The organism is Streptomyces sp. NPDC058001 (genome assembly GCF_042886315.1).
GTDB lineage: Bacteria > Actinomycetota > Actinomycetes > Streptomycetales > Streptomycetaceae > Streptomyces.
This window is the reverse complement of sequence record NZ_JBHVQT010000013.1, coordinates 276,235-302,476: the sequence shown is the minus strand read 5'-3', so window position 1 is coordinate 302,476 and position 26,242 is coordinate 276,235. Positions and strand designations below refer to the sequence as shown.

The 26,242-nt window shown below is 71.6% G+C and carries 22 protein-coding genes; 17 read left to right on the top strand and 5 right to left on the bottom strand.

What is annotated here, in order from left to right; translation table 11 throughout:
- Positions 1 to 23 precede the first annotated feature (23 nt).
- The 5 genes from ACFVT5_RS31430 (at position 24) to nudC (ending at position 10,407) form a co-directional block, all read left to right on the top strand.
- On the top strand, positions 24 to 380 hold the full coding sequence (locus ACFVT5_RS31430; protein ID WP_389894951.1) for an MGMT family protein: 357 nt from the start codon (positions 24 to 26) through the stop codon (positions 378 to 380).
- Between the two features lie 278 nt (positions 381 to 658).
- A complete protein-coding gene (locus tag ACFVT5_RS31425) occupies positions 659 to 4,144 on the top strand; it encodes an ATP-dependent helicase (protein ID WP_389894949.1) in 3,486 nt (1,161 codons plus the stop codon).
- A gap of 114 nt (positions 4,145 to 4,258) precedes the next feature.
- Positions 4,259 to 7,792: a UvrD-helicase domain-containing protein gene (locus ACFVT5_RS31420; protein ID WP_389894947.1), complete on the top strand. Its 3,534-nt coding sequence runs from the start codon at positions 4,259 to 4,261 to the stop codon at positions 7,790 to 7,792.
- 10 nt (positions 7,793 to 7,802) lie between these two features.
- Positions 7,803 to 9,341: a dipeptidase gene (locus ACFVT5_RS31415; protein WP_389894945.1), complete on the top strand. Its 1,539-nt coding sequence runs from the start codon at positions 7,803 to 7,805 to the stop codon at positions 9,339 to 9,341.
- A gap of 118 nt (positions 9,342 to 9,459) precedes the next feature.
- Complete coding sequence (gene nudC, locus ACFVT5_RS31410; RefSeq protein WP_389894943.1) at positions 9,460 to 10,407, top strand: NAD(+) diphosphatase; 948 nt, start codon at positions 9,460 to 9,462, stop codon at positions 10,405 to 10,407.
- A gap of 48 nt (positions 10,408 to 10,455) precedes the next feature.
- Here nudC and ACFVT5_RS31405 read toward each other — a convergent pair whose 3' ends face one another.
- On the bottom strand, positions 10,456 to 10,698 hold the full coding sequence (locus ACFVT5_RS31405) for a mycoredoxin (RefSeq protein WP_389894941.1): 243 nt from the start codon (positions 10,696 to 10,698) through the stop codon (positions 10,456 to 10,458).
- 227 nt (positions 10,699 to 10,925) lie between these two features.
- On the opposite strand from ACFVT5_RS31405, the gene ACFVT5_RS31400 reads away from it, so the two are divergent.
- The 5 genes from ACFVT5_RS31400 to ACFVT5_RS31380 all read left to right on the top strand — a co-directional run bounded on the left by ACFVT5_RS31400 (position 10,926) and on the right by ACFVT5_RS31380 (position 14,869).
- A complete protein-coding gene (locus ACFVT5_RS31400; protein ID WP_389894939.1) occupies positions 10,926 to 13,154 on the top strand; it encodes an ATP-dependent DNA helicase UvrD2 in 2,229 nt (742 codons plus the stop codon).
- Positions 13,155 to 13,314: 160 nt separating this feature from the next.
- The gene (locus ACFVT5_RS31395; RefSeq protein WP_389894937.1) at positions 13,315 to 13,635 is read left to right on the top strand and encodes a hypothetical protein; all 321 of its coding nucleotides are present in this window, start codon (positions 13,315 to 13,317) and stop codon (positions 13,633 to 13,635) included.
- Positions 13,636 to 13,831: 196 nt separating this feature from the next.
- A complete protein-coding gene (locus tag ACFVT5_RS31390) occupies positions 13,832 to 14,200 on the top strand; it encodes a WhiB family transcriptional regulator (protein ID WP_389894935.1) in 369 nt (122 codons plus the stop codon).
- Positions 14,197 to 14,517 (top strand): hypothetical protein, encoded by a 321-nt coding sequence (locus ACFVT5_RS31385; protein WP_389894933.1) that lies wholly within the window; start codon positions 14,197 to 14,199, stop codon positions 14,515 to 14,517. Before ACFVT5_RS31390 ends, ACFVT5_RS31385 begins: the two co-directional genes overlap by 4 nt.
- Before the next feature lie 151 nt (positions 14,518 to 14,668).
- Positions 14,669 to 14,869: a hypothetical protein gene (locus tag ACFVT5_RS31380; protein WP_389894931.1), complete on the top strand. Its 201-nt coding sequence runs from the start codon at positions 14,669 to 14,671 to the stop codon at positions 14,867 to 14,869.
- A 45-nt stretch (positions 14,870 to 14,914) separates the two neighbouring features.
- Here the strand turns inward: ACFVT5_RS31380 and ACFVT5_RS31375 are convergent, their stop codons facing one another.
- Positions 14,915 to 16,252 (bottom strand): ABC1 kinase family protein, encoded by a 1,338-nt coding sequence (locus ACFVT5_RS31375; protein ID WP_389894929.1) that lies wholly within the window; start codon positions 16,250 to 16,252, stop codon positions 14,915 to 14,917.
- A 41-nt stretch (positions 16,253 to 16,293) separates the two neighbouring features.
- Complete coding sequence (locus ACFVT5_RS31370; protein ID WP_389894927.1) at positions 16,294 to 17,535, bottom strand: TOMM precursor leader peptide-binding protein; 1,242 nt, start codon at positions 17,533 to 17,535, stop codon at positions 16,294 to 16,296.
- Positions 17,536 to 17,798: 263 nt separating this feature from the next.
- Between ACFVT5_RS31370 and ACFVT5_RS31365 the strand changes: the two genes are divergently transcribed.
- The 4 genes from ACFVT5_RS31365 (at position 17,799) to ACFVT5_RS31350 (ending at position 21,813) form a co-directional block, all read left to right on the top strand.
- Positions 17,799 to 18,395, top strand: a complete 597-nt coding sequence (locus ACFVT5_RS31365; protein WP_389894925.1) for a M48 family metallopeptidase — start codon at positions 17,799 to 17,801, stop codon at positions 18,393 to 18,395.
- 183 nt (positions 18,396 to 18,578) lie between these two features.
- Positions 18,579 to 20,348: a TerD family protein gene (locus tag ACFVT5_RS31360; RefSeq protein WP_389894923.1), complete on the top strand. Its 1,770-nt coding sequence runs from the start codon at positions 18,579 to 18,581 to the stop codon at positions 20,346 to 20,348.
- Positions 20,349 to 20,359: 11 nt separating this feature from the next.
- Positions 20,360 to 21,040, top strand: a complete 681-nt coding sequence (locus tag ACFVT5_RS31355; RefSeq protein ID WP_389894921.1) for an AIM24 family protein — start codon at positions 20,360 to 20,362, stop codon at positions 21,038 to 21,040.
- Between the two features lie 17 nt (positions 21,041 to 21,057).
- Positions 21,058 to 21,813: an AIM24 family protein gene (locus ACFVT5_RS31350; protein ID WP_389894919.1), complete on the top strand. Its 756-nt coding sequence runs from the start codon at positions 21,058 to 21,060 to the stop codon at positions 21,811 to 21,813.
- 172 nt (positions 21,814 to 21,985) lie between these two features.
- On the opposite strand, the gene ACFVT5_RS31345 is transcribed toward ACFVT5_RS31350, so the two are convergent.
- Positions 21,986 to 22,501 (bottom strand): NUDIX hydrolase, encoded by a 516-nt coding sequence (locus ACFVT5_RS31345; RefSeq protein ID WP_389894917.1) that lies wholly within the window; start codon positions 22,499 to 22,501, stop codon positions 21,986 to 21,988.
- Positions 22,498 to 24,003 (bottom strand): zinc-dependent metalloprotease, encoded by a 1,506-nt coding sequence (locus ACFVT5_RS31340; RefSeq protein ID WP_389894915.1) that lies wholly within the window; start codon positions 24,001 to 24,003, stop codon positions 22,498 to 22,500. Before ACFVT5_RS31340 ends, ACFVT5_RS31345 begins: the two co-directional genes overlap by 4 nt.
- Before the next feature lie 193 nt (positions 24,004 to 24,196).
- Here ACFVT5_RS31340 and ACFVT5_RS31335 point away from each other — a divergent pair, with 193 nt between their 5' ends.
- The 3 genes from ACFVT5_RS31335 (at position 24,197) to ACFVT5_RS31325 (ending at position 26,214) form a co-directional block, all read left to right on the top strand.
- Positions 24,197 to 25,309: an SDR family oxidoreductase gene (locus ACFVT5_RS31335; RefSeq protein WP_389894913.1), complete on the top strand. Its 1,113-nt coding sequence runs from the start codon at positions 24,197 to 24,199 to the stop codon at positions 25,307 to 25,309.
- 122 nt (positions 25,310 to 25,431) lie between these two features.
- Positions 25,432 to 25,893: a molybdenum cofactor biosynthesis protein MoaE gene (locus ACFVT5_RS31330; RefSeq protein ID WP_389894911.1), complete on the top strand. Its 462-nt coding sequence runs from the start codon at positions 25,432 to 25,434 to the stop codon at positions 25,891 to 25,893.
- Between the two features lie 150 nt (positions 25,894 to 26,043).
- Positions 26,044 to 26,214, top strand: a complete 171-nt coding sequence (locus ACFVT5_RS31325; RefSeq protein WP_389894909.1) for a hypothetical protein — start codon at positions 26,044 to 26,046, stop codon at positions 26,212 to 26,214.
- Positions 26,215 to 26,242 lie beyond the last annotated feature (28 nt).

Genomic DNA, 26,242 nt, shown 5'->3' with positions numbered 1-26,242 from the left:
TGGCGTGGGGCAGGATAGGGCGGATGAGCGAGGAGAGCCCGGCGGACGAACTGCCGGAGTACGCGGAGCGGGTCATGGAGGTCGCCGAGCTGATCCCGCCGGGGCGCGTGATGACCTACGGCGATGTCGCCGAATGGCTGGAGGAAGGCGGACCGCGCCAGGTCGGCCGGGTGATGGCCCTGTACGGCGGCGCCGTGCCGTGGTGGCGCGTGGTGCGCTCCGACGGCGTGCTGCTGCCCGGCCACGAACTGCGCGCCCTGGACCACTACCGCGCGGAGGGCACGCCCCTGCGCGACGCGAGCCGCTCGTCCCAGGGACACTTGCCGCGCCTCGATATGAAACGGGCGCGCTGGGACGGGGAGGAACGAGCTGAGCAGTGAAGCGGTCGGGCGCACACCCGCAGGCTTCCGCCATCCCGCCGCTGTACGGGGTGCGGATGGCCCGTACGGGGGAGCGGGGGCACTTCGGGACCGGTGGAGACGTTCGTGAGGTGAGGGGCGTGTGAGTCGCCCGAGGCGGGCGGGAACAGCCGGAAGCTGCGTTTCCACGACGCCCGCAGGCGTAGCGTCGACCGCACTCGTCCCCGTCACCCCGCAGCCACCGCCCCTTGCGCACGGCTGCCCGTCAACCAGCACACCCACCAGGACCGGCGAACCACGTGAGCCCCTCTTCTTCCACCAGGCGCCTGTCGCACCCCCGGGTACGACAGGGGACCCCCGGCGCGTACCGGCTGGTGCGTACGCCGCCGGTCCCGGTGGATCCCCCTCGTCTGGACGCAGCCCAGCGCGCGGTGGTTGACCACACCGGCGGACCGCTCCTGGTCCTGGCCGGTCCCGGCACAGGCAAAACCACGACCCTGGTCGAAGCCGTCGCCGCGCGCGTGGAGCGCGGCGACGACCCCGGACGCATGCTGGTGCTGACGTTCAGCCGCAAGGCCGCCGTGGAACTGCGCGACCGCATGGCCCTACGCATCGGCGCCGCCCGCGCCCCGCAGGCCACCACCTTCCACTCCTACTGCTACGCCCTGGTACGCGCCCACCAGGACGTCGACCTCTTCGTGGAGCCCCTTAGGCTGCTGTCGGGACCCGAACAGGACGTCGCCGTACGGGAACTCCTCGCCGGACAGATCGACCTCGAACGGGACGGCCTGCGGCACGTGCGCTGGCCCGACGAACTGCGCGCGTGCCTGACGACCCGCGGCTTCGCCGACGAGGTCCGCGCCGTGCTGGCCCGCAGCCGGGAACTGGGCCTGGCGCCCGAGTCGCTGCGGGCCTTCGCCGCCCGCACCGGCCGGCCGGACTGGGGCGCGGCAGCCGCCTTCCTCGCGGACTACCTCGACGTCCTCGACCTGCAAGGCGTCATCGACTACGCGGAACTGGTGCACCGCGCCGTCCTCCTCGCCCGCAGGCCCGAGGTGGCGAGCGGGCCGACCGCACGGTACGACGCCGTGTTCGTCGACGAGTACCAGGACACGGACGCCGCGCAGGTACGGCTCCTCGACGCGCTCGCGGGCGGCGGGCGCACCCTGGTCGCGTTCGGTGACCCCGACCAGTCGATCTACGCGTTCCGGGGCGCCGACGTGAACGGCATCCTCGACTTCCCGACCGCCTTCCCACGCGCGGACGGCACCCCCGCGCGCGTGGAGGTGCTCCGCACGTCCCGCCGCTCGGGCGCCGCCCTGCTCGCCACCACCCGGCTCGTCACCCAGCGCATGCCGCTCACCCGCCTGCCCGCCGACCGGGTCCGCGCCCACCGCGACCTCGCCCCGGTACGGGACGGCGGGCGCGTCGAGGTGTACACGTATCCGACGCCCGGCACCGAACTCGACAACATCGCCGACATCCTGCGCCGCGCCCACTTGGAGGACGGCGTCCCCTGGCGCGACATGGCCGTCCTGGTCCGCGCCGGCTCCCGCACCATCCCCTCGGTACGCCGCGCCCTGACCGCCGCGGGCGTGCCGCTCGACATCGACGGCGACGATCTGCCGCTGCGCCATGAACCGGCCGTTGCCCCGCTCCTGACGGCGCTCAAGGCGGTCGCGGAAGCGGCCTCCCACGCGCGTGCTCCCGTTCCCTCCGACGAAGCCCGGGACGAGGCCCACACCGCCGAAAACGAGGCCCCGGATGCCGACGACGGGACCCGGGACGAGCCCCAGGACGCCGATGCCGAGGCCCGGGACGCCGAAGACGGGACTCGGCACGAGCCTCAGGACGCCGATGACGAGCCCCAGGGCGGATCCCCGTCCCAGGACGAGGTCGACCCGGAGGGGTGGCGGCTCGACACCGAGACCGCGCTCACCCTGCTCGCCTCACCGCTCGCCGGCATGGACGCCGCCGACCTGCGCCGCCTCGGACGCGCCCTGCGCGAGGAGGAACGCGCCGCCGGCAACGCCGTACCACCGCCGTCCGACGAACTCCTCGCGCGGGCGCTCACCGAACCGGAACGCCTCGTCGCGCACGACCCGTCCTACGCGCGCGGGGCGCAACGCCTCGGCGCGCTCCTGCGCAAGGCCCGTGAACGCCTCACCGGCGGCGGCACCGCGGAAGAGGCCCTCTGGGACCTGTGGGACGGCACCCCCTGGCCCCAGCGCCTGGAACGCGCCGCCCGCAGGGGCGGCGCCGCCGGACGCAACGCCGACCGCGACCTCGACGCCGTGTGCGCGCTGTTCGCGACCGCCTCGCGCGCGGAGGAACGCACGGGCGGGCGCGGCGCCCTCAACTTCCTGGCCGAGATCGACGCCGAGGACATCGCCGCCGACACCCTCACCCGCAGGGCGGTACGCCCCGACGCCGTACGTCTGATGACCGCACACCGGTCCAAGGGGCTGGAGTGGCGGCTCGTCGTCGTCGCGGGTGTACAGGAGGGCCTGTGGCCCGATCTGCGCCGCCGCGGATCCCTCCTCGAAGCCGACCGCATCGGACACGACGGCCTGGCCGCCCCCCTCACCCCCGGAGCGCTCCTGACCGAGGAGCGCCGCCTGTTCTACGTGGCCGCCACGCGCGCGAGGGAGCGACTCGTCGTCACCGCGGTCAAGGCCCCCGCCGACGACGGCGACCAACCGTCCCGCTTCCTCACCGAACTCGGCGTCGAACCCCGGGACATAACAGGCAGGCCGCGCCGCCCCCTGTCGGTCTCCGCACTCGTCGCGGAACTGCGCGCCACCACCGTCGACCCCCGCACGTCCGACGCGCTCAGGGAGGCCGCCGCCCACCGCCTGGCACGGCTCGCCGCCCTCGACGACGGCGACGGACGCCCCCTGGTCCCATCGGCGCACCCGTACCGCTGGTGGGGCATGTACGAGCCCACCGACAGCAAGGTGCCCCTGCGCGATCGCGACCAGCCCCTGGTGCTCTCCGGCAGCGCACTGGACCAGCTCGCCAACACCTGCGCCCTGCAATGGTTCCTGGGACGCGAGGTGAAGGCCGACGCCCCCGCGACCGCCGCGCAGGGCTTCGGCAACGTCGTCCATGTCCTCGCCGACGAGGTCGCCTCCGGACGCACCCCCGCCGATCTCGACGTCCTCATGGAACGACTCGACTCCGTGTGGGACGCGCTCGCCTTTGACGCGCCCTGGAAGTCGGCGCAGGAAAAGCAGCACGCGCGCGTAGCGCTCGAACGCTTCCTCCAGTGGCACGTCATGGACCGCGCGGGACGCACGCCCGTCGCCAGCGAGCACGACTTCGACGTGACCCTCGAAGCGGGCTCCTTCGAGGTACGCATCCGCGGCTCCATGGACCGCGTCGAGCGGGACGCCGAAGGCCGCGCCTATGTCGTCGACTTCAAGACCGGCAAACAGGCCCCCAGCGCCGACGAGGTCGCCCACCATCCCCAACTCGCCGTCTACCAGCTCGCCGTCCGTGAGGGCGCCGTGGACGACGCCTTCGACGGGGAACGACCCGAGGCGGGCGGCGCCGAACTCGTCCAGCTGCGCCGGGGCGCCGCCCAACGCGACGGCGGCGACGCCTTCCCCAAGGTGCAGGCACAGGAGGCGCTGAGCGGTGAATGGGCCGGCGACCTGCTCGCGACCGCGGCGGGCAAGGTGCTCGACGAACGGTTCTCGCCGACGACGGGCCCGCAGTGCACGCACTGCGCGTTCCGGGCCTCGTGCAGCGCGCGCCCCGAGGGGGAGCACGTCGTGGAGTGACCGGTTCCCGCACCGGTCGCGTACCCGTCGCGCACTGCCCCGTACCGGTCCCGCGCCGGTGTCCCGCCGCCGTCCCGGACCTGACTGTCAGTGGCCGCCGTTAGCCTCTCCGATGTGAACGCCCGCATCACCGACCCCGAACAGCTCAAGCAACTCCTCGGCATCCCCTTCACCCCGGAGCAGACGGCCTGCATCACCGCACCCCCCGCCCCGCAGGTCATCGTGGCCGGAGCGGGATCAGGAAAGACGACGGTGATGGCGGCCCGCGTCGTCTGGCTCGTCGGCACCGGACAGGTCGCGCCCGAGCAGGTGCTCGGACTCACGTTCACCAACAAGGCCGCCGGTGAACTCGCCGAGCGGGTCCGCAAGGCCCTCGTCAAGGCGGGCGTCACCGACCCGGACGCCTTCGACCCCGACCACCCGCCGGGCGAACCGGTCATCTCCACGTACCACGCGTTCGCGGGACGCCTCCTGACCGACCACGGACTGCGCATCGGCCTGGAGCCGACCTCCCGCCTCCTCGCCGACGCGACCCGCTTCCAACTCGCCGCACGCGTACTGCGCGAGGCCCCCGGGCCCTACCCGGCGCTGACCCGCTCCTTCCCGGACCTCGTCAGCGACCTCCTCACCCTCGACGCCGAACTCGCCGAACACCTCGTGGACCCCGGCGAACTGCTCGCGTACGACCGTGAACTACTGCACACACTCGACGGAGTGAAGCTCTCCAACGCGGACCTGCGCAAGGTCCCGGACGCCGCCGCCGCCCGCCGCGAGCTGACCGAACTGGTCGGCCGCTACCGCACCGCCAAGCGCGCGAGGGACCTCATCGACTTCGGCGACCAGATCGCGCTGTCCGCGACGCTGGCCCGCACCCGACCCGAGGTCGGCGGCATCCTGCGCGACGAATTCCGCGTCGTCCTCCTCGACGAGTACCAGGACACCTCCGTCGCCCAACGCGTCCTCCTGGCGGGCCTCTTCGGCAGCGGCACCGGGCACCCCGTGACCGCCGTCGGCGACCCTTGCCAGGCCATCTACGGCTGGCGCGGCGCCTCCGTGGCCAACCTCGACGACTTCCCCGACCACTTCGCACACGCCGACGGCCGCCCCGCTGCCCGCCACTCCCTCAGCGAGAACCGCCGCAGCGGCGGACGCCTCCTCGACCTCGCCAACACCCTCGCCGAGCCCCTGCGCGCGCGCCACGCGGGCGTGCACGCCCTGCGGCCCGCACCCGGAGCCGAGCGCGACGGCACCGTGCGCTGCGCGCTGCTGCGCACCCACGCCGAAGAGATCGACTGGATCGCCGGATCCATCGCCCACCTCGTGCGCACCGGCACCCCACCCGGCGAGATCGCCGTCCTGTGCCGCACGGCCACCGACTTCGCCGGCATCCAGGGCGCCCTCGTCGCACGCGACATCCCCGTCGAGGTCGTCGGCCTCTCCGGTCTGCTGCACCTGCCCGAGGTCGCCGACCTCGTCGCCGTCTGCGAAGTGCTCCAGGACCCCGGCGCCAACGCGTCCCTGGTCCGCCTCCTCACCGGCCCCCGCTGGCGCATCGGCCCCCGCGACCTCGCCCTCCTGGGCCGCCGCGCCCGGCTGCTCGTACGCCACGCGCGCGTGGGCGATGACGACGCCGACCGACGCCTCGCCGCAGCCGTCGAAGGCGTAGACCCCGCCGAGGTCATCTCCCTCGCCGACGCCCTCGACACCTTCCTCGAACAGCCCTTCGACGCGCAGGTCGAGGACGACGGACTGCCGTTCTCGGCGGACGCCCGGATCCGCTTCGCGCGCCTCGCCGCCGAACTGCGCGATCTGCGCCGCTCCCTGTCCGACCCGCTGATGGACGTCCTGCACCGCGTCCTCACCGTCACCGGCCTGGAAGTCGAACTCTCCGCGTCCCCGCACGCGCTGGCCGCCCGCCGCCGCGAAACCCTGTCCAACTTCCTCGACACCGCGGCCTCCTTCGCCGCCACCGAGAACGAGACCAGCCTGCTCGCGTTCCTCGCCTTCCTGCGCACCGCCGCCCAGTACGAGAAGGGCCTCGACAACGCCCTGCCCGGCGGCGAGAACACCGTCAAGGTCCTCACCGCCCACAAGTCCAAGGGCCTCGAATGGGACGTCGTCGCCGTCCCCGGCCTGGTCACCGGCACCTTCCCCAGCACCCAGGGCCGCGAGAAGTGGACCGCGCAGGGCAAGGTCCTCCCACACGCCCTGCGCGGTGACACGGCGACCCTGCCCGACGTGATCGCCTGGGACGCGCGCGGCCTGAAAATGTTCCACGAGGACATGAAGCACCACCAGCACACCGAGGAGCTCCGCCTCGGCTACGTCACCTTCACCCGCCCGAGGTCCCTGCTCCTCGGCTCCGGCCACTGGTGGGGCCCCTCGCAGAAGAAGCGCCGCGGCCCCTCGGACTTTCTACGCGCGCTGTACGACCACTGCGCCGCCGGACACGGCGAGATCGAGGCATGGGCCGACGAACCCGACGAGGAGGACCGGAACCCGGCCCTGAGCGAAGCCACCGAACACGCCTGGCCCCTCCCACTGGACGACCAGGCACTCGCACGGCGACGGGCGGCGGCGGAGACGGTCCTGACCCACCTGGCGCGGCTGACGGACGACGACATCCTCCCGCCCGAGGACGCCGTATTCCCGCCCGACGACGATCCGCCGCCGCAGGACGACGTCGCGACATACGACGGCTTCCCGGATGCCGGATCCGACGAGGACGCGGACGCGGACTGGGACTCGTGGACGCACGAGCGCCCCGCACTCCCGCACCCCACCCACGCCTCCACCGAAGAACACGCGCGCGGGAGGGCCGAAAACCACCCCGCGCGCGTACCCACACAATCGGCCGCCCCACGCGCAGGCGACCCCTCCCTCACCCCCGAAGAAACCCGCACCCTCGCCTCCTGGGACCGCGACCTCGACGCCCTCACCGGGGAACTGCTGCGCGCCCGCGAAGGCGTCACCGACGTCCCGCTGCCGCCGACGCTCACGGCATCGCAGGTGATGCACCTCGCCGCCGACCCCGACGCCTTCGCGCGGGAACTCGCCCGCCCCATGCCACGCCCCCCGCAGCCCGCCGCACGACAGGGCACCCGTTTCCACGCCTGGGTGGAGTCCCGCTTCGAAGAGCTGCGGCTGCCGATGCTCGAACCCGACGACCTCCCCGGCAGCGAGGCCGAGATCGCCGACGCACGCGACCTGGAAACACTCAAGGACGCCTTCGAACGCACCCCGTACGCCCACCGCACCCCCCACCGCGTAGAGGTCCCCTTCCAGCTCACCCTCGCCGGCCGCGTCGTACGGGGCCGCATCGACGCCGTCTACAAGAACGGCGACGGCGACGACGCCACGTACGAGATCCTCGACTGGAAGACCAGCCGCACGCGCGCGGCGGACGTGCTCCAGCTCGCCGTCTACCGGCTGGCCTGGGCCGAGCGGCACGGCATTTCGCCGGAGTCGGTCAGGACGGCGTTCCTGTACGTACGCAGCGGCGAGACCGTACGCCCGAAGACGCTGCCGGGGCGGGCCGAACTGGAGCGGATCCTGCTCGGCGAGGCGACCGCGGACGGTGACCGGAGTGACGCGCGCGACACGTCTCCCGAAGAACCGCCGGACGAGTACACCCCCGTGGGCCGATAGGCTCGTGACCATGAGCAAGCCCGTTGACAGTGCCGTCAGCGCCGTCCGTACGTACATCGAGAACCACCGCGCAGCCTTCCTCGCCGACCTCGGCGACTGGCTGCGCATCCCGTCCGTGTCGGCGCAGCCGGAACACGCGGCGGACGTGCGACGCAGCGCCGACTGGCTCGCCGCGTCACTCAAGGACACCGGCTTCCCGACCGTCGAGATCTGGGACACCCCCGGCGCACCGGCCGTCTTCGCCGAATGGCCGTCCGACGACCCGCACGCCCCGACCGTCCTGGTCTACGGACACCACGACGTACAGCCCGCGACACGCGAGGACGGCTGGCACAGCGACCCCTTCGAACCGGTCGTCCGCGACAACAGGCTCTACGCGCGCGGGGCCGCCGACGACAAGGGGCAGGTCTTCTTCCACACCCTCGGCCTGCGCGCCCACCTCGCCGCCACCGGACGCAGCACCCCCGCGATCCACCTCAAACTGCTCGTCGAAGGCGAGGAGGAGTCCGGTTCACCGCACTTCCGCGCCCTCGTCGAAGCCCGCGCGGACCGACTCGCCACGGACGCCGTGATCGTCTCGGACACCGGCATGTGGTCGGCGCAGACGCCCACCGTCTGCACCGGCATGCGCGGCCTCGCGGACTGCGAGATCGAGCTGTACGGGCCCGACCAGGACATCCACTCCGGCTCCTTCGGCGGCGCCGTGCCCAACCCGGCGACCGCCGCCGCCCGACTCGTCGCCGCGCTCCACGACGAGCACGCACGCGTGGCCGTCCCCGGCTTCTACGACGGCATCGTCGAACTGACCGACCGCGAGCGAGAACTCTTCGCCGAACTGCCCTTCGACGAGGCCGAGTGGCTGCGTACGGCGAAGTCCCACGCGGCCTACGGCGAGGCAGGCCACACCACCCTGGAGCGCGTCTGGGCCCGCCCGACCGCCGAGGTCAACGGCATCGGCGGCGGCTACCAAGGCCCCGGCGGCAAGACGATCATCCCCGCGTCGGCCATGCTGAAGCTCTCGTTCCGACTGGTCGTGGGACAGGACCCCGACCGGATCGAGAACGCGGTACGCGCGTGGGTGGCCGATCAGCTCCCGGAAGGCATCCGCCACACGATCACCTTCGGCGCCGCGACCCGCCCCTGCCTGACACCGCTGGACCACCCCGCCCTGCGGTCCGTCGCCCGCGCGATGAGCCGCGCCTTCGGCCAGGACATCCGCTACACGCGCGAAGGCGGCTCGGGACCCGCAGCCGACCTTCAGGACGTCCTCGCGGCGCCCGTACTGTTCCTCGGCATCTCGGTACCGTCCGACGGCTGGCACGCGCCCGACGAGAAGGTCGAACTCGACCTGCTGTTCAAAGGCGTCGAAACCACGGCCTACCTCTGGGGCGACCTCGCGGAGACCTGGGGCGACAGGGACACCGCGCGCGAGGAGCACGCCACCAGGACGCCACGTACCACCGGGAACCCGGAAGCCGCCCCAACCCCGGAAGCCACCGGAACCGGGCACGACGGAACCGGGCACGGCGCCGGACAGCCCCCGCCATGATCCCCGCACCAACCGTCCCCACCCACCCAAGATCCACCGGGCGCCGACGAGTCCAGCCGAACGTCCTCCTGAACCGCCCGACGAAATATCCGTTCCACCGGGGGAGTTGGAAGCACCCGTGACCACCAGGACCGACCACTACGCCGACCGACCACTCTCACTGGCCGCCCCGAGCGGCATCGACCGCGCCGCACACCACCGCCTCGACGAGGCATGGCTGGCCGCCGCGTGGAGCCACCCGACCACCCGGGTCTTCGTCGTCTCCGGCGGCCAGGTACTCATCGACGAGACACCCGACGGCACCACGGAACTCGTCAGCACACCGTCGTTCGAAGCCCCCCTCACCGAGGCGCACCGCTACTTCCTCGGCACGGACGACGACGGCGTCAGCTACTTCGCCCTCCAGAAGGACGTCCTGCCCGGCCGCATCGACCAGTCCGCACGCGCGGCGGGGCTCCGGGAAGCGGGCCTGCTGCTGTCCCCGCGCGACGCCGGCCTCATGGTGCACGCCGTCGCCCTGGAGAACTGGCAGCGCCTGCACCGCTTCTGCTCCCGCTGCGGCGAGCGCACCGTCATCGCCGCCGCAGGACACATCCGCCGCTGCCCGGCCTGCGGCGCCGAGCACTACCCCCGTACCGACCCCGCCGTGATCATGCTCGTCACGGACGACGAGGACCGCGCGCTGCTTGGTCGCCAGGTGCACTGGCCCGAAGGCCGCTTCTCCACGCTCGCCGGCTTCGTCGAGCCCGGAGAGTCCATCGAGCAGTCGGTGCGCCGCGAGGTCCAGGAAGAGGCCGGAGTCACGGTCGGCGAGGTCGAATACATCGCCAGCCAGCCCTGGCCGTTCCCGTCGAGCCTCATGCTCGGCTTCATGGCACGCGCCACCACGTCCGAGATCAACGTCGACGGTGAGGAGATCTCCGAGGCGCGCTGGTTCTCCCGCGAAGACCTGCGGACCGCCTTCGACACCGGCGAGGTCCTGCCTCCCTACGGCATCTCCATCGCGGCCCGACTGATCGAACTCTGGTACGGCAAGCCCCTGCCCAAGCCGGGGACCGCCCTCTGACAGTCCCCAACCCGGAGCAAGCGAGCGGACGCGTGCACCTGGGCGCGGTCAGGCGCCGAGCTTCTGCTTGACCTGCGCCAACGAAGGATTCGTCAGCGTCGAACCGTCCGGGAACAGCACGGTCGGCACCGTCTGGTTGCCGCCGTTCGCCTTCTCCACGAACGCCGCCGAGTCCGGGTCCTGCTCGATGTTGATCTCTTCGTAGCCGATGCCCTCGCGGTCCATCTGACCCTTCAGCCGACGGCAGTAACCACACCACGTCGTGCTGTACATCGTCACAGTGCCCGGCATGTCTCTCGGTCTCCTTCGTCCCTCTGCGAACGGGCCTCGGATGCCTGCCCGCCCTCACTCGAACGTACGCGACCGGGCCGCCATTCCCGTACGCGGAGGGGGTACCCCGCCCCCGCACACCCCGCACCTCCCGCGTCAGCACGCACCTCCCGCATTAGTACGACTACATGCACCCCCCTGTGGACAACCCGGCTCACGCGTCTCCGGCGACCTGGCAGCATGGCGGGGTGACATCAGCAACGCACTCCACCCTCTTCCCGCAGGACCCCGGCCCCGGCCAGTTCCCGGCCCCGCCGCAGGGCGCCGACGCGGTGCTCGACGGGCTCGACCCGGAGCAGCGCGAGGTCGCGACCTCGCTGCGCGGACCGGTGTGCGTACTGGCCGGCGCAGGGACCGGCAAGACCCGAGCGATCACCCACCGCATCGCCTACGGCGTGCACGCCGGAGCCCTCCAGCCGAGCAGCGTCCTGGCTGTCACCTTCACCAACCGCGCCGCCGGCGAGATGCGGGGCCGACTGCGCCAGCTCGGCGTCTCCGGAGTCCAGGCCCGCACCTTCCACTCCGCCGCCCTGCGCCAGCTCCAGTACTTCTGGCCCAAAGCCGTCGGCGGCGGCCTGCCCCGCATCGTCGACCGCAAGATCCAACTCGTCGCCGACGCCGCGGCGGCCTGCCGCATCCGCCTCGACCGCAACGAACTGCGCGACGTCACCGCCGAGATCGAATGGTCCAAGGTCACCCAGACCGTCCCCGCCGACTACCCCGCCGCCGCCCACAAGTCGGGCCGCGACATCCCCCGCGACCCCGCCGAGATCGCCCAGCTCTACCGCACCTACGAAGACCTCAAACGCGAACGCTCCGTCATCGACTTCGAAGACGTCCTCCTGCTCACCGTGGCCATCCTCCAGGACCGTCACGACATCGCCGAACAAGTCCGCAGCCAGTACCAACACTTCGTCGTCGACGAATACCAGGACGTCAGCCCCCTCCAGCAACGCCTCCTCGAACTCTGGCTCGGCGAACGCGACAACCTCTGCGTCGTCGGCGACGCCAGCCAGACCATCTACTCCTTCACCGGAGCCACCCCCGACCACCTCCTGGACTTCCGCACCCGCCACCCCGCAGCCACCGTCGTCAAACTCATCCGCGACTACCGCTCCTCACCCCAGGTCGTCCACCTCGCCAACGGCCTCCTCGCCCAAGCCACCGGCCGCGCGGCCGACCACCGCCTCGAACTGATCTCGCAGCGCGACGCCGGCCCCGAACCGATCTACACCGGGTACGCCGACGAACCCGCCGAAGCCGAAGGCGCCGCCCGCCGCATCCGCGACCTCATCGCCGCCGGCACCCCCGCCGGCGAGATCGCCGTACTCTTCCGCACCAACAGCCAGTCCGCGACCTACGAACAGGCACTCGCCGACGCCGGCATCCCCTACCAGCTACGCGGCGCCGAACGCTTCTTCGAACGCAGCGAAGTACGCGAAGCGGGCGCCGCCCTGCGCGGCGCCGCCCGCTTCGGCGCCAACGACGCCCTCCTCGACGACGCCGTCGACCTGCCCTCCCAGGTCCGGGCCGTCCTCTCGACCAAAGGCTGGAACAGCCGCCCGCCCGCCGGATCCGGCGCCGTCCGCGAACGCTGGGAATCCCTCGCCGCACTCGCCCGCCTCGCCGAGGACTTCGCGCGCGCCCGGCCGGAAGCCACCCTCACCGACCTCGTCGCCGAACTCGACGAACGGGCCGCCGCCCAGCACGCCCCCACCGTCGACGGCGTCACCCTCGCCTCACTCCACGCCGCCAAGGGCCTGGAATGGGACGCCGTCTTCCTCGTCGGCGTCGCCGAAGGCATGATGCCGATCACCTACGCCAGGACCGACGAACAGATCGAGGAAGAACGCCGCCTCCTCTACGTCGGAGTCACCCGCGCACGCCAACACCTCTCCGTCTCCTGGGCCCTGTCCCGCTCCCCAGGAGGCCGCCCCAACCGCCGACCGAGCCGCTTCCTCGACGGACTGCGCCCCGGCTCCACCGGCGCACCCGGCGCCGCACGCGGCGGCCAGACCGGAGCGGGCGGCATCGAGCGGGGCACCGGCCGGCCCGGCACCCCGACGGCCCGCCGCGCAGCCCGCACGCCCGCGCGCTGCCGGGTGTGCGGACGCACCCTGACCGAAGCCGGTGAGATGAAGCTCATGCGGTGCGAGGACTGCCCGTCGGACATGGACGAAGGCATCTACGAACGCCTCCGCGACTGGCGCCGGATCCAGGCGGCCGAACTCGGCCAACCCGCCTACTGCGTCTTCACCGACAAGACCCTCATCGCGATCGCCGAGACCGCACCCGACGACATCGGCGATCTGGCGCGGATCTCCGGGGTCGGGGCGCGCAAGGTCGGCCGGTTCGGCGCCGCAGTTCTGGCCATCTGCGCAGGTGGCGACCCTGAAGGAGTCGACGAGGAGCACTGATGCAAACTCGTCGAAAAAATAGTTTGCGCATGCCCCAGTAGTCCCCATAGGTTCTTAAGCACGGGAACAGCGGCTTCTCCGAAGCCCTGGTTCCGTGTTGTACTTGAAAGCCGTCGGACTGGTTCACCAGTCCCCGAGACGCCGAGAGGAGGCGATTCCAGTGATCAGCATCAAGACCCGCTCCATCAGCACCACGAAAATGACCGATCGCTCGGTCGTCGCCTCGTGCCTGCTCGGCCTCTCGAACCAGGGCACCGGTGTGTCCGGCGTCGCCGCCGTCCGCCCCGTGTCCAACCTGGCCCTCGCGGGTCTGCCGATTCGTGAGCGCAATGAGCGACCGACCCAGGCACCGGAAGCAGTAGCAGCAACCAAGGCGCAGGCATATGCCTTTGCGGCAACCGGTGCCGGATCCAGCAGCAAGACGCAGCACCACTCGATGTGGGCCTTCCGTGGGCTCGAACCCTGGAGTGATCCAGCCTGATTCTCGATCAGGCCGGCGCCTTCAGGGCCGCGGAACCCCACCCGGGATCCGCGGCCCTTTTGTTTTCCCCGAACACGGGAGGACGAAGTGAAGGGGCCTCGGGAACAGGCACCACCCGGTACCAGCCTCTCCGGTCACCACTGGAGAGACCGCCACCGGCCAACCGGCCGGAACGACCAGACGAGGAAGACACCCCGTGCAACTCGAAGCGCACGCCCCGTCAGTACCGCCCTCGGACACGATCACCCCGCCCGGCCTCACGGAGGACTCCACCTTGACCCCGCTCACCGCGCTCACCGCGCTCGACGACGCCATCGAGAACCTCGGCGTACCCGTCCCCTGCCGTTCCAACGACCCGGAGGTCTTCTTCGCCGAGTCGCCGGCCGATGTCGAGTACGCCAAGTCCCTCTGCCGTACCTGCCCGCTGGTCGAGGCATGCCTCGCCGGTGCCAAGGAGCGGCGTGAGCCGTGGGGTGTCTGGGGCGGCGAACTCTTCGTCCAGGGCGTAGTCGTCGCCCGGAAGCGGCCGCGTGGCCGCCCGCGCAAGAACCCGGTCGTCGCATGAAACTCGCCGGAACGATCGATCGCCCCCTCACGCACGACCCCAAGAAGCAGGTCCCGATGACATCCACCACCGAGCCCGTTGGCTCCGCGATCCCAGACTTCACCACCACCGGCGCGATCGACTCGCGTCAGAACAGGACCCGAGAGATGCAACTCATCCCAGAAGCCCTGGCCCGTGCGCATATGCACGAGCGGCTGCGGGAGGCCGAGGCCGAGCGCCCGGCAGCCCGTCTTGCCGCGGCCCGGCGGGCGCGGCGCCGCGCGGAGCGCGCGTCGATGCGTGCCCGCCGTGCGCTGGCCATAGCGGTCATGCACTAGGCAACTGGAACGGGCCGAGACAGGGCGGCCCACCAGAGCCTGTGAAGGAAGCCGCACAGACGATCCACCCCACGGGGGCCGGTCCGAACGGACCGGCCCCCGCGGTGCGTTGCACGCCCGGATCCACGCGAAACGGCGATATCGTCACACGGTGGACCGGCAGAATCATGACACTGCCCAGAGGCCGGACGCCGAAGCGACGCTGTGCGCCCGCTGCGGCACCTCCGCCAAGGGCGCCCCGCCGACCTGGACCTGCTCCGTGGAGAACGGCGCACGCCACTACTTCTGCGACGCCTGCGCCCGCGCCAACATCAGGGCGATCGAGGGACGACTCGACTCGACGTGGTGGTGACTTCGGGGCCCCCACCCCCCCACCCCCACCCCCCTCCCCCTCTGTCTACGCTGGCTCTGTCTCCGGGACGAAGCCCGGTAGCCACTCCTCCAGTTCGTCGCGCATGCGTACCGTGGCGCCCAGTTGGCACAGGACGCCGATCGTGCTCAGCGTCACACGGTGGATCAGCAGGTACGCCGGCGGCAGGTTCAGTTGTTTGCCCAGTTGGTGCGCGGGTGAGCGGGGGTCGGCGATGCGTGCCGCCTGGCTGCGCATCCACCCGCGTGTGAACGTGAAGTCGTCGGCCTGGGCCGGTTCGATGATCGGCAGCAGGTAGTCCAGGACCGCCTGCGGGTCGAGGTCTATCTCCGACTTGACGAACCCTTCCTCGCACAGCAGGTCGTAGACCGCGTCGGCCTCGCCGTCGAGGGTCATCCGCAGGGAGTCACCTATGGTCTGCGGGAGTCCGCCGGGCAGTCGGTCCACCGTTCCGAAGTCCAGTACCCCGAGCTTCCAGCCAGCCTTCTCGTCGGGCAGCAGACGGAAGTTGCCTGGGTGGGGGTCGGCGTGCAGCAGACCGGTGCGGGCCGGGCCCGAGAACAGGAACCGGGTCAGCAACTGGCCCGCGCGGTCCCGCTGCTCCTCGGTGCCGTCGGCGACGATCTCCGACAGCGGTATCCCGTCGATCCACTCGGTCACCAGGATCTGGTCGCACTGGTGCACCACGTCCGGGACCAGGACGTCCGGGTCGCCGGAGAATTCCTCCGCATGTGTCTGCTGGGCTGCTGCCTCCAATGCGTAGTCCAGTTCTTCCGATACGCGGTCGCGCAGTTCGGAGATGAGCGGCTTGATGTCCATGCCCGGGATCAGGGGGCCCAACAGACGGGCGAATCTGCTGAGCTGGGTCAGGTCCGACAGCAGCGCGTCCCCCGCACCCGGGTACTGCACCTTGACCGCGACCTCGCGTCCGTCGTGCCAGACCGCCCGGTGGACCTGGCCTATCGACGCCGCCGCTGCCGGCTTGTCCTCGAACTCCAGGAACAGTGCGCGCCAGTCCTCGCCCATCCGCTCCGCCAGGACGGTGTGCACCGTACGGGTCGGCATCGGTGGCGCCGCTTCCTGGAGCTTGGTCAGGGCGGCGCGGTAGGGGCCCGCGACTTCCTCCGGCAGTGCGGACTCGAAGACCGAGAGCGCCTGCCCGAACTTCATGGCGCCGCCCTTGAGTTCGCCGAGCACCTTGAACAGTTGCTCCGCGGTGCGCTGTTGGAGTTCGCGTCCCACGATCTCGGCCGACTTGCCGCCGATGCGCTTGCCCAGACCCCAGGTCGCGCGTCCGGCGAAGCCGAGCGGTAGCGCGGCCAGCTTGGCGGTCCGGGTGACCGCTTTGCGGGGAAGATCCGACATTCGCCCCTCCAATTCCCAGACAGCCGTGCCACGTATGGCGGTTACCCGGTCATTGTGTCGTGCGCTTCCGGATCGTCCGAGGTGCGTGCCCCCTTAGCTTTCCCCAGTTGGCTTTCCCCAGTTCCCTTCGTGCCTCCTCCGCTGTCGGCCTCGGATCCTCCCTCGGCGGTGCCGTCGGTCTCCGCCTGGGCTTGTTTGTCGCGGTCGGACGCTCCGCAGGGGCAGTCGGGGTGTGGCCACACCAGGCGGGCGTGCCAGCCCAGGCGGGGCAGGGACGCTTCCCAGCGGGCCCCCGCGCTCGCCGGAGGCTCACCGTCCAGATGCGCCAGGGCATGTCCCGCGGCGAGTCCGGCGACGGCGGTGGACAGGGCGAGATCGCAGGCCGGGACCTGGCGGCGGGCCCCCGAACGCCACTGCGCCATGAGCCGGGGCCACGTCGGATCGCGCTCCGTCCGCCCCCGGGCCAGACAGTTCGCGCACGCGGTCGCTCCGGGCAGGACGAGCGGGCCGACGACTCCGGTGCCCTCGATCACTCCGGCGTAGAGATGTGGGGTGCCCGCTGCCATCAGGTCTTCGGTGGCGGTCGGGTCCGGGGCATAGGCGGCGAGGCCGTCGCGTGGGGCGATGACCACCAGGGAGCGACCGGGTTCCTGTGCCGGGCGGGTGCGAGGAGGGCGGCCGGGGGATGCGCGGCGGGTGGCTCGGCGGGCTGCCTCCGCGCGGCGTTCCCCGACTGATTCCGGGGGGAGGCCGCCCGGGGCGAGGTCCCAGGGTTCGACGCATCCTCCGTCCATGACGTCGACCTGGCCGACGCCCGCTCCCGCCAGTACGGAGGCGAGGACCGCGCCGACCCGTCCGGCGCCCCGCACCTGGACCCGCGTGGTCCGCCGGGCCGCGAGGCGTTTCATGGCACCGCCCGGTACCGGGTCGACGATCGACAGTGCCGCGTGGTCGGGGCGCAGCCGGTCCATGGCTTCACCCCGTCGGCGTAGCGCGTCGGCTTGGGGGCCGCCGCCGGTCGCGTCGTCGAGCAGGCCGGCTGTGGTGAGCCGGTCGAGCAGGGCGTCCACATGGCCGTCGGGCAGGCCCATGCGGTGGCCTTCCGCGCGTAACAGATCCGGGCCGCGGGTGCCGTCGAGCAAGGTCAGGAAGCTGCCCGTGGCCGTGTCGACCGGGCCCAGCACCACCGCGTGGGCGGGGGCCACACCGAACTGGACGGTGTTGAGGTCGCGCCAGCCGCGCCGCAACGCGGGCTTCAGTACCGGATGCCTGGCTGTTCCCATGGGTGTGGCTGCTGTCTCCGTAGGCATGGCTGTCCCCGTTTCTTGTGCGTCGTTTCTTGTGCGTCTCGCATATTTCGTGGGTGGCCCTGGGCTTGTCTCGTGGGCCGGTCCGGATTCAGCATGCGGGGCCCGGGTCGTGGGCTGCCGAAAGTTGTCCACAGGTGGCGGGATTAGTCGTACCAATGCGGCCCTGGGGGAGTGGATCGGCACGGAACCGCCCCGGGGGCGGGACTTCTCGCACGTCCAGCGGGTAACGTCGGGGCGTGCCCGCCGACCCACTGCACCGCGCCGCGAAGCCACAGCGCAGCATGACGAGCCAGCCGCCCAGCGGCTCGGGGGCGAGCGCGGTCGAGGTGCGCAGGAGTGCCCGCAGACGCCGGACGGTCTCCGCGTACCGCGAGGGCGATCGCACCGTTGTGCTCATCCCCGCCCGGATGTCCGAGGCGGAGGAGCAGCGCTGGGTCGGTGTGATGCTCGACAAGCTCGCCGCTCAGGAGAGCAAGCGACTGCTGGGCGACACGGAGCTGGTCGAGCGGGCCGCGCGGCTGTCCGTGCAGTACTTCGGCGGGCGGGCCCGGCCGACGTCGGTGCGCTGGGTCACCAACCAGAACACGCGCTGGGGATCGTGCACCCCGTCCGAGGGCAGCATCCGTCTTTCGCACCGGTTGCAGGGCATGCCCGAGTACGTCGTCGACTACGTCCTCGTCCACGAGCTGGCGCATCTGCTGGTCCCCGGGCACGGTCCCGACTTCTGGCGGCTCCTGGAGGCGTATCCCCGTACCGAGAGGGCGCGGGGCTACCTCGAAGGGGTGGTCGCGGCGGACCGGCTGCCGTATCACCCCTCCGCGCGCGAGGAGTGATCGGTCGCCCCGCGCGCGTCGTCGCGTGCGTGCATGACGGCCGGGCTGACGGCCGGGCAGGGGCGGTGAAGGGCGGGGCGTGGTGTTTGTGTACCGGGTCTGTACCGGCTTCCTCGGATGTCAGAGTTTGCCGTTAGCCTGACGCGACGCAGTTGTATCCGGGATGGGGGACGGTCGTTACGCATGGCCAGGGAATTCCAACGCGGCCACAAGGCCAAGATCAGTGACCTCACCGCGGGCACGGATCTGTACGTGGGTGTGCAGATCTCCGGCCCCGGGCTGAGCTTCGACATCAGCTGTTTCGGGCTGGACGCTGACGAACGACTGTCGGACGACCGGTACTTCATCTTCTTCAACCAGCCGAAGACTCCGGAGGAGTCCATTCAGCTGCTGGGCGCGCAGGCGGGCGACACGGAGTCGTTCCGCGTGACGCTGGACCGGATTCCGGCGGGCATCCAGAAGCTGTCGTTCACCGCGACGATCGACGGTGCGGGACAGATGGCGCAGGTCGCCCCCGGGTATCTGCGGATCGTGGCGGGCGGCGAGGAGGTGGCCCGGTACTCGTTCCAAGGCGGTGAGTTCTCCACCGAGCGCGCCGTGATGCTCGGCGATCTCTATCTCAAGGACGTATGGCGGTTCGCCGCCGTCGGACAGGGCTTCGACGGGGGCCTGGACGCGCTGCTGAAGAACTTCGGCGGTGAGGTCGCCGAGGAGGAGCCCGCCGCGCCCCAGCCGGCGGCCGGCGGTGTCCCCGGATTCGCCCCGCCCGCGCACGCCGGACCCGCGCAGCCCGCACCCGCGTTCGCCCCGCCCGCCCAGACGGCGCCTCCGGCGCAGACGGCACCACCCGCGTTCGGCGCCCCCGCACCGGCCCCGCACGCGCAGCCGCCCGCCCCGCAGCCCGGCCAGGGCTTCACGCCGCCGGGAGCCGTACCGCCCCCGCAGCCCGCGCCCGGCCACCCCCCGGTGCACGCCGCGCCGACCGTCATCGCGCCGCTCGGCGGTCCGGGCCCGGTGCCGCCGCCCGCGCCCGCACCCGCGCCGTACGGTCAGCCCGGTCAGCCGCAGTTCGGGCAGGTGCCCGGCCAGACCGCGCCTCCGCCGCCCGGGTACGGCCAGCCCGCCGCGCCTCCGGGCTACGGGCAGCAGGGCGCGCCCACCGCGCCCCCCGGCTACGGCCAGCAGCAGGCCCCGACCGCGCCCCCCGGCTACGGGCAGCCCCAGCCGGGCCAGTTCGCCGGTCACCCGGGCGCACCCGCGCCCTACGGGCAGCCCCAGGGCGCCCCGCAGGCGCCCGGTGTCGCCGCCGCGCTCCAGCTCTACAAAGAGGCGCCGACCGGCCAGCGCTGGACCCAGCAGAACAAGAAGCTCGTACGCGTCGACCTCGGCGCCGGCGGCCAGCCCGTCCTCGCGCGCCAGGGCAGCATGGTGCTGTACCAGGGCAAGGTCGAATTCAGCTACAAAGGCGCGGGGTTCGCGGGCCGTATCGCCGGCAACGCGACCGGCCAGGAGATGCAGCTGATGCGCTGCTCCGGCCATGGACAGGTGTTCCTCGCCGAGGACGCCACCCATCTGCACCCGATCGAACTCCAGGGTGACGCGATCTGCGTCTCCGCGGACAGCGTGCTCGCCTTCGACGAGTCCCTCCAGTACGAGGTGCGGCGGATCGAGGGGCACGGCATCCCCGGCGGCGCCCTGTTCACCATGCAGTTCCAGGGCACCGGCACCCTCATCGTGAAGACCCATGGGGTGCCCGTCGTCCTGCCGGTCACGCCGACCACCTTCGCCGACTGCCATGCCGTCGTCGCCTGGTCGGCGGCGTCCCAGGTGATCGTGTCCAGCCAGGTCCGGCTGCGCAGCAACGCCTACGCGGGCGCGAGCGGGGAGAGCGTCAATCTTCAGTTCCGCGGCGCGCCCGGCAACTTCATCGTCGTCCAGCCGTTCGAGGTCTGAGGGAGCCCGTCATGAATCAGCAACTCGCGGGCTTCGCCCCGACCCCGGTCGCCGCCCGCATGGAGAACCACGGCTCCCACATGCTCAAGGTGGCCATGCAGAGTGGACAGGACCTCTTCGCGCGCGTGGGATCCATGGTCGCGTACGAGGGATTCGTGCAGTACGAGCCCAACCCGCCGGCCGTGCGCCAGATCGCGCGCGACTGGATCACCGGCGAGGGCGCACCCCTGATGAAGTGCAGCGGCGACGGCCTGCTGTATCTCGCGGACTACGGCGCGGACGTCGTCGTCATCAACCTCGGCGGCGACGCGATCTCCGTCAACGGCACCAATCTGCTCGCCTTCGACGCGCACCTCCAGTGGGGCGTCGAGCGGGTCAAGGGGCTCGCCAAGTTCGCGGGGCAGGGCCTGTGGAACATCAAGGTCTCCGGTCAGGGCTGGGTCGCGCTGACCTCGCGCGGGACGCCGATCGTGGTCGACTGCGGCCGGGGCGAGGACGAGACGTACGTCGATCCGGACGCGCTGATCGCCTGGTCGCCGAATCTCAAGGTGAAGGGCAAGCGGAGCTTCAAGGCGGGCTCGCTCATCGGGCGGGGCAGCGGCGAGGCGTACCAGATGGGTTTCTCCGGCGAGGGCATCGTCGTCGTGCAGCCCAGCGAGGACAGCACCGACCGTCTCCGGGCGCGGGGCTGAGGGGGAGCGAACACATCATGCAGAGCCCACTTTTCTCCTTCGCGGACAACCAGGTCCAGGAGCGCTACTCGATGCAGAACCCGCAACTCCTGCGGGTCACCCTGGAGGGGCACGACGACATCCTCGCGCGCAAAGGCGCGATGGTCGCCTATCAGGGACTTGTCGAGTTCGACGGTGAGATCCAGACGCACGGGGAGCGGCGTGCCCGCGCGCACACCGGTGAGGGACTCGACCTCATGCGCTGCCACGGACAGGGCACGGTCTACTTCGCGAACCTCGCGCAGTACATCCATGTCGTGGACGTCGACCAGGACGGTCTGACCGTCGACAGCAGCTATGTCCTCGCGCTGGACTCGGCACTGAACCATCAGGTCATCGCCGTCGACAGCCAGTACGGCATCTCCGGCTCCGGCAAGTACCAGCTCAACATCACCGGGCGCGGCAAGGTCGCCCTGATGACGTCGGGCCAGCCACTGATGATGCAGGTCACGCCGGACCGGTACGTCAACGCCGACGCGGACGCGATCGTCGCCTGGTCCAGCGGGCTGCGCGTCCAGATGCAGGCGCAGACGCACTCCTCGGGCGTGTGGCGACGCCGCGGCAACACCGGCGAGGGCTGGGAGCTGAGCTTCATGGGGCAGGGGTATGCCCTGGTTCAGCCCAGCGAGCTGCTGCCGCCGCAGAACGCGGTCATCGGGCAGGGGCTGCGCGCCCAGTACGGCATGGGCCAGCAGGGCGCCCACGGCCAGAACCAGGGGAACACCTGGAACTAGGGCAACACCTGGAACTACGGTCGGCCCGGCCCTAATTCCAGGCGTTGCCCCAGTCCGTCGTCGCCCCAAGGCCCGCGCCCCGGGCCAGAACCTCAACGGGCACGGCTCACGCCACGCGCGTGTGCCGTGCCCCCCGCCGCACCCGTATCGCCACAGGCCCCACCCGGGGCCGTCACAGCCGCGCGCGCGTCGACTCCATCAGCCGGACCACCGAGGCGTCGGCGACGTCCGCCACCGCGTCGTACGGGAACCAGCGCAGGTCCAGCGACTCGTCGCTGATCGACTCGACGGCGCCGGAGGGGGCCAGCGCCGCGTACTCCACGTCCAGGTGCTCCCCGCACGGTGTCGCGTGCCGGTCCAGGCGCACGGGGCCGCCCCGCAGCAGCCGCAGCCCCGTGATCCCGGACTCCTCGGTGGCCTCGCGCAGTGCCGCGTCCGCGAGGGTCTTGTCGCCCGGCTCGCAGTGGCCGCCCATCTGGAGCCACATCCGCATCTTGCGGTGCAGCGTCAGCAGCACCCGGTCACGCTCCGGGTCGACTACCAGCGCGCTCGCCGTGATGTGTCCCCCGCCGCACGACTTCCACATGCCGTCCGGATGCACCGACAGATGCTCCACATAGGCGTCCCGCAACTCGCGCTGGTCGTCGTACTCCTTGAGGACGGCGACGGCGTCGTCATGAAGGCTCACCTGCCGTCGTCACCCTCGCCGCGCGGACCGCCTGTGCCGCCCTTGCCGTCGCCCTTGTCGCCGTCGGTGTCCCCGGGCTTCTCGTCGGGCTCGTCGTCCTTGGTCAGCTTCGGCCTGCCCGCGTCACCGCTCGCCGTACCACCGCTCGCCGCCTCGCCGAGCATCTTGTCCAGCTCGGAGAAGTCGAGCTGCTCACGGTGCACGAAGCCGTCCGGGTCGTCCAGGTCGGACGCCGTCGGCAGCATGTCCGGGTGGGCCCACAGACCGTCCCGGCCGTCGACACCGCGCGCGTCCGTGAGCGACGCCCACAGCCGCGAGGCGTCCCGCAGCCGGCGCGGACGCAGCTCCAGACCGATCAGCGTCGCGAACGTCTGCTCCGCGGGCCCGCCCGTCGCCCGACGGCGCCGCAACGTCTCACGCAGCGCGTCAGCGGACCCCAGACGCGGTTTCGCCGCCTCGTGCACCACGGCGTCCACCCAGCCCTCCACGAGCGCCAGAGCGGTCTCCAGGCGCGCCAGGGCGACCTTCTGCGCGGGAGTGTCCTCGGGCTGGAACATGCCCTGCTGGAGCGCGTCCTGAAGCTGCTCCGGGTTCGACGGGTCGAGCTGGCCGACGACGTCCTCCAGCTTCGAGGTGTCGACCTTGATCCCGCGCGCATACCCCTCGACCGCACCGAACAGATGCGACCGCAGCCACGGCACATGCACGAAAAGCCGCTGGTGGGCGGCCTCGCGCAGCGCCAGATACAGCCGCACCTCGTCCCGCTGGACGCTCAGGTCCTTGCCGAACGCCTCCACATTGACCGGGAGCAGCGCCGCCTTGCCGGCCGGACCCAGCGGCAGGCCGATGTCCGTGGAACCGACGACCTCGCCCGCGAGGACGCCGACGGCCTGCCCGATCTGGGTGCCGAACATGGCGCCGCCCATCGACCGCATCATGCCGATCAGCGGGCCCGCCATGGCCTGCATCTCCTCGGGCAGCACCTCGCCCATCGCCGCGCCGACCCGCTCGGCGACCGGATCGACCAGCTCCTTCCACACCGGCAGCGTGGCCTCGACCCACTCCGCGCGCGACCACGCCACGGCCGAGCCGGAGCCCGACGGCAGCGACGTCACGCCGTCCAGCCACAGGTCGGCCAGGCGCACCGCGTCCTCGACCGACTGGCGCTCGGAGGGGCCCACGCTCGCGTCCTTGGTGCCGTCCGACGTGCCCTGGGAGACCGTCTGGCGGGCGATCTGCTTGGCCATGTCCCAGTTCACCGGGCCGCCCTCGTACGAGAGCATCTGGCCCAGTTGCTGGAAAGCGGCGCCCAGATCGTTCGGATTCATCGATCCGAACATCGCGGCGAACGGGTTGTCCCCGCCGCCCATGCCTCCGGGCAGCCCGAAACCGAACGGATTGGCAGGTCCCTGACCACCACCGCTCTGGTCCTTCTTCTTGCCCTCGTCGCCGTCGTCCGGCTCCTCCGGCGGAAGGCCGAATCCGAATGGGGTGTCACTCACGGGATTCCTCGGCTTGTCGGGCCGCCGGTACTCTTCCGACGGCGGCTGCCCTGCGTCACCACCCAGCGTAGACACCACGAGCCTGTTAGGGCCTCGATGCTTCGCCGACTCCCGGCCTGCGGCAGGATGGATGCCACCTGGTACGTACGCGTTCTGCGCCGTACGTACTGAAGACAACCGCTGGAGACGCCCGGTGAGTTCCCCAGATCCACAGGTTCGCGCAGCGCGAAACCACGCAACCAGCCCTCCCTCGCGTGGGCCCGTCGTCGCGGTGACCGGTGCCGCGTCCGGAATCGGCGCGCTGCTGGTCGAGCGGCTCGCCGCGAGCGAGGAGATCAAACAGGTCGTCGCCATCGACGAGCGGCGCGGCGAGTGCGCCGCGGCCCAGTGGCACATCCTGGACGTCCGCGACCCGGCCATCGCCGAGAAGCTGCGCGGCGCGGACGTCGTCGTGCACCTCGCGCTCGACCTCGATCTGGGGACCGACGCGGTGGCCCGTACCGCGTACAACGTGCGCGGCGCGCAGACCGTCCTCACCGCCGCCGCGGCGGCCGGGGTCCACCGGGTCGTCCTGTGCACCTCCGCGATGGTCTACGGCGCGCTCGCCGACAACGAGCTGCCGCTGTCCGAGGACGCCGAACTGCGGGCCACCGCCGAGGCCACCGGCGTCGGCGACCTGCTGGAGATCGAACGCCTCGCGCGCCGTGCGCCCCGCGCGCACCCCGGCCTCAATGTCACCGTCGTCCGCCCCGCCGTCCTGGTCGGAGGCACGGACACCGCGCTCACCCGCTACTTCGAGTCGCCCCGGCTGCTCGTCGTCGCCGGCTCCCGGCCCGCCTGGCAGTTCTGCCACGTCGAGGACCTGTGCAGCGCCCTGGAGTACGCCGTCCTGGAGAAGGTCGACGGCGAGCTGGCCGTCGGCTGCGACGGCTGGCTGGAACAGGAGGAGGTCGAGGAGCTGAGCGGCATCCGCCGGATGGAGATGCCCTCGGCCGTCGCCCTGGGGGCCGCCGCACGCCTGCACCGGATCGGGCTCACGCCGTCCCCGGCGGGCGACCTCGCGTACACGATGTACCCCTGGGTGGTGAGCGTCAGCCGGCTGCACGAGGCCGGGTGGCGCCCTCAGTGGACCAACGAGGAGGTCCTCGCGGAACTCCTCGAAGAGGTCGCGGGACGGCACACCGTCGCCGGCCGTCGCCTCGGCCGCAAGGACGCCACCGCCGCGGGCGCCGCGGGCGCGACGGTCGCCCTGCTCGGTACGGCGGCCCTGGTACGGCGGGCGCGCAAGGCCCGGCGCCGGATCTGACCCGCACCGGCCCCGCCGGGAGTCGCGCCCTGTCGCGCCTGTAGGACGTTTCAAGGGCTCCGCGCGCGTGCCGGGTGGAAGCCGTATTCCGCGAAGCGGACTCCGTGCGGCACGATGGGCTCATGGCAGGTACCCAGGACCACCCCGGTGAGCAGACGGCGCAGGACCCCGTTCGGCTGATCGCCGTCCGCGAGAGTCCGCTCTCCCTCGACGAGGTGTTCCGCGTGGTCGGCGACCCCGCGGCGGGCGGTATCGCCCTGTTCGTCGGCACCGTGCGCGACCATGACGGCGGCCATGACGTCGACGGGCTCGGCTACTCCTGCCACCCCTCGGCCGAGGCGGAGATGCGCCGCGTCGCCGAGAAGGTCGTCGCCGAGTTCCCCGTACGCGCGCTGGCGGCCGTCCACCGGGTGGGCGATCTGGCCGTGGGTGATCTCGCCGTCGTCGTCGCCGTGTCCTGCCCGCACCGCGCGGAAGCCTTCGCCGCGTGCCGCAAGCTCATCGACGACCTCAAGCACGAGGTGCCGATCTGGAAGCACCAGATGTTCTCCGACGGCACCGACGAATGGGTCGGCGCCTGCTGACCGGACGGGCCGCAAAGGCGGACGCGCCACCCCCGCACGCAGGGCGGCGCTCCGGTTGCGTAACCCCACCCCGCGCGTGAGCGTTGACCAAGCGGATGATTAATCTGCTGATCAGTCAGTTTCTGTCGCTCACCTGGTTGGGAGGTCGACATGGCGGCGCTTGCCTGGTTGCTGATCCCGCTGCTCGCCGCGCTCGGCGCGGGTCTGTGGGGCAGTTGGGCCGCACGGAACCGCAGCAGGATCGGGGACGGTCCGGAGCTGGCGGGATACGCACGTTTCCGTGAGGCCATGGAGAAGCAGTCCCACTCCGACGTGACCTGACCTGACCTGACCTGACCCGACCCCGGCG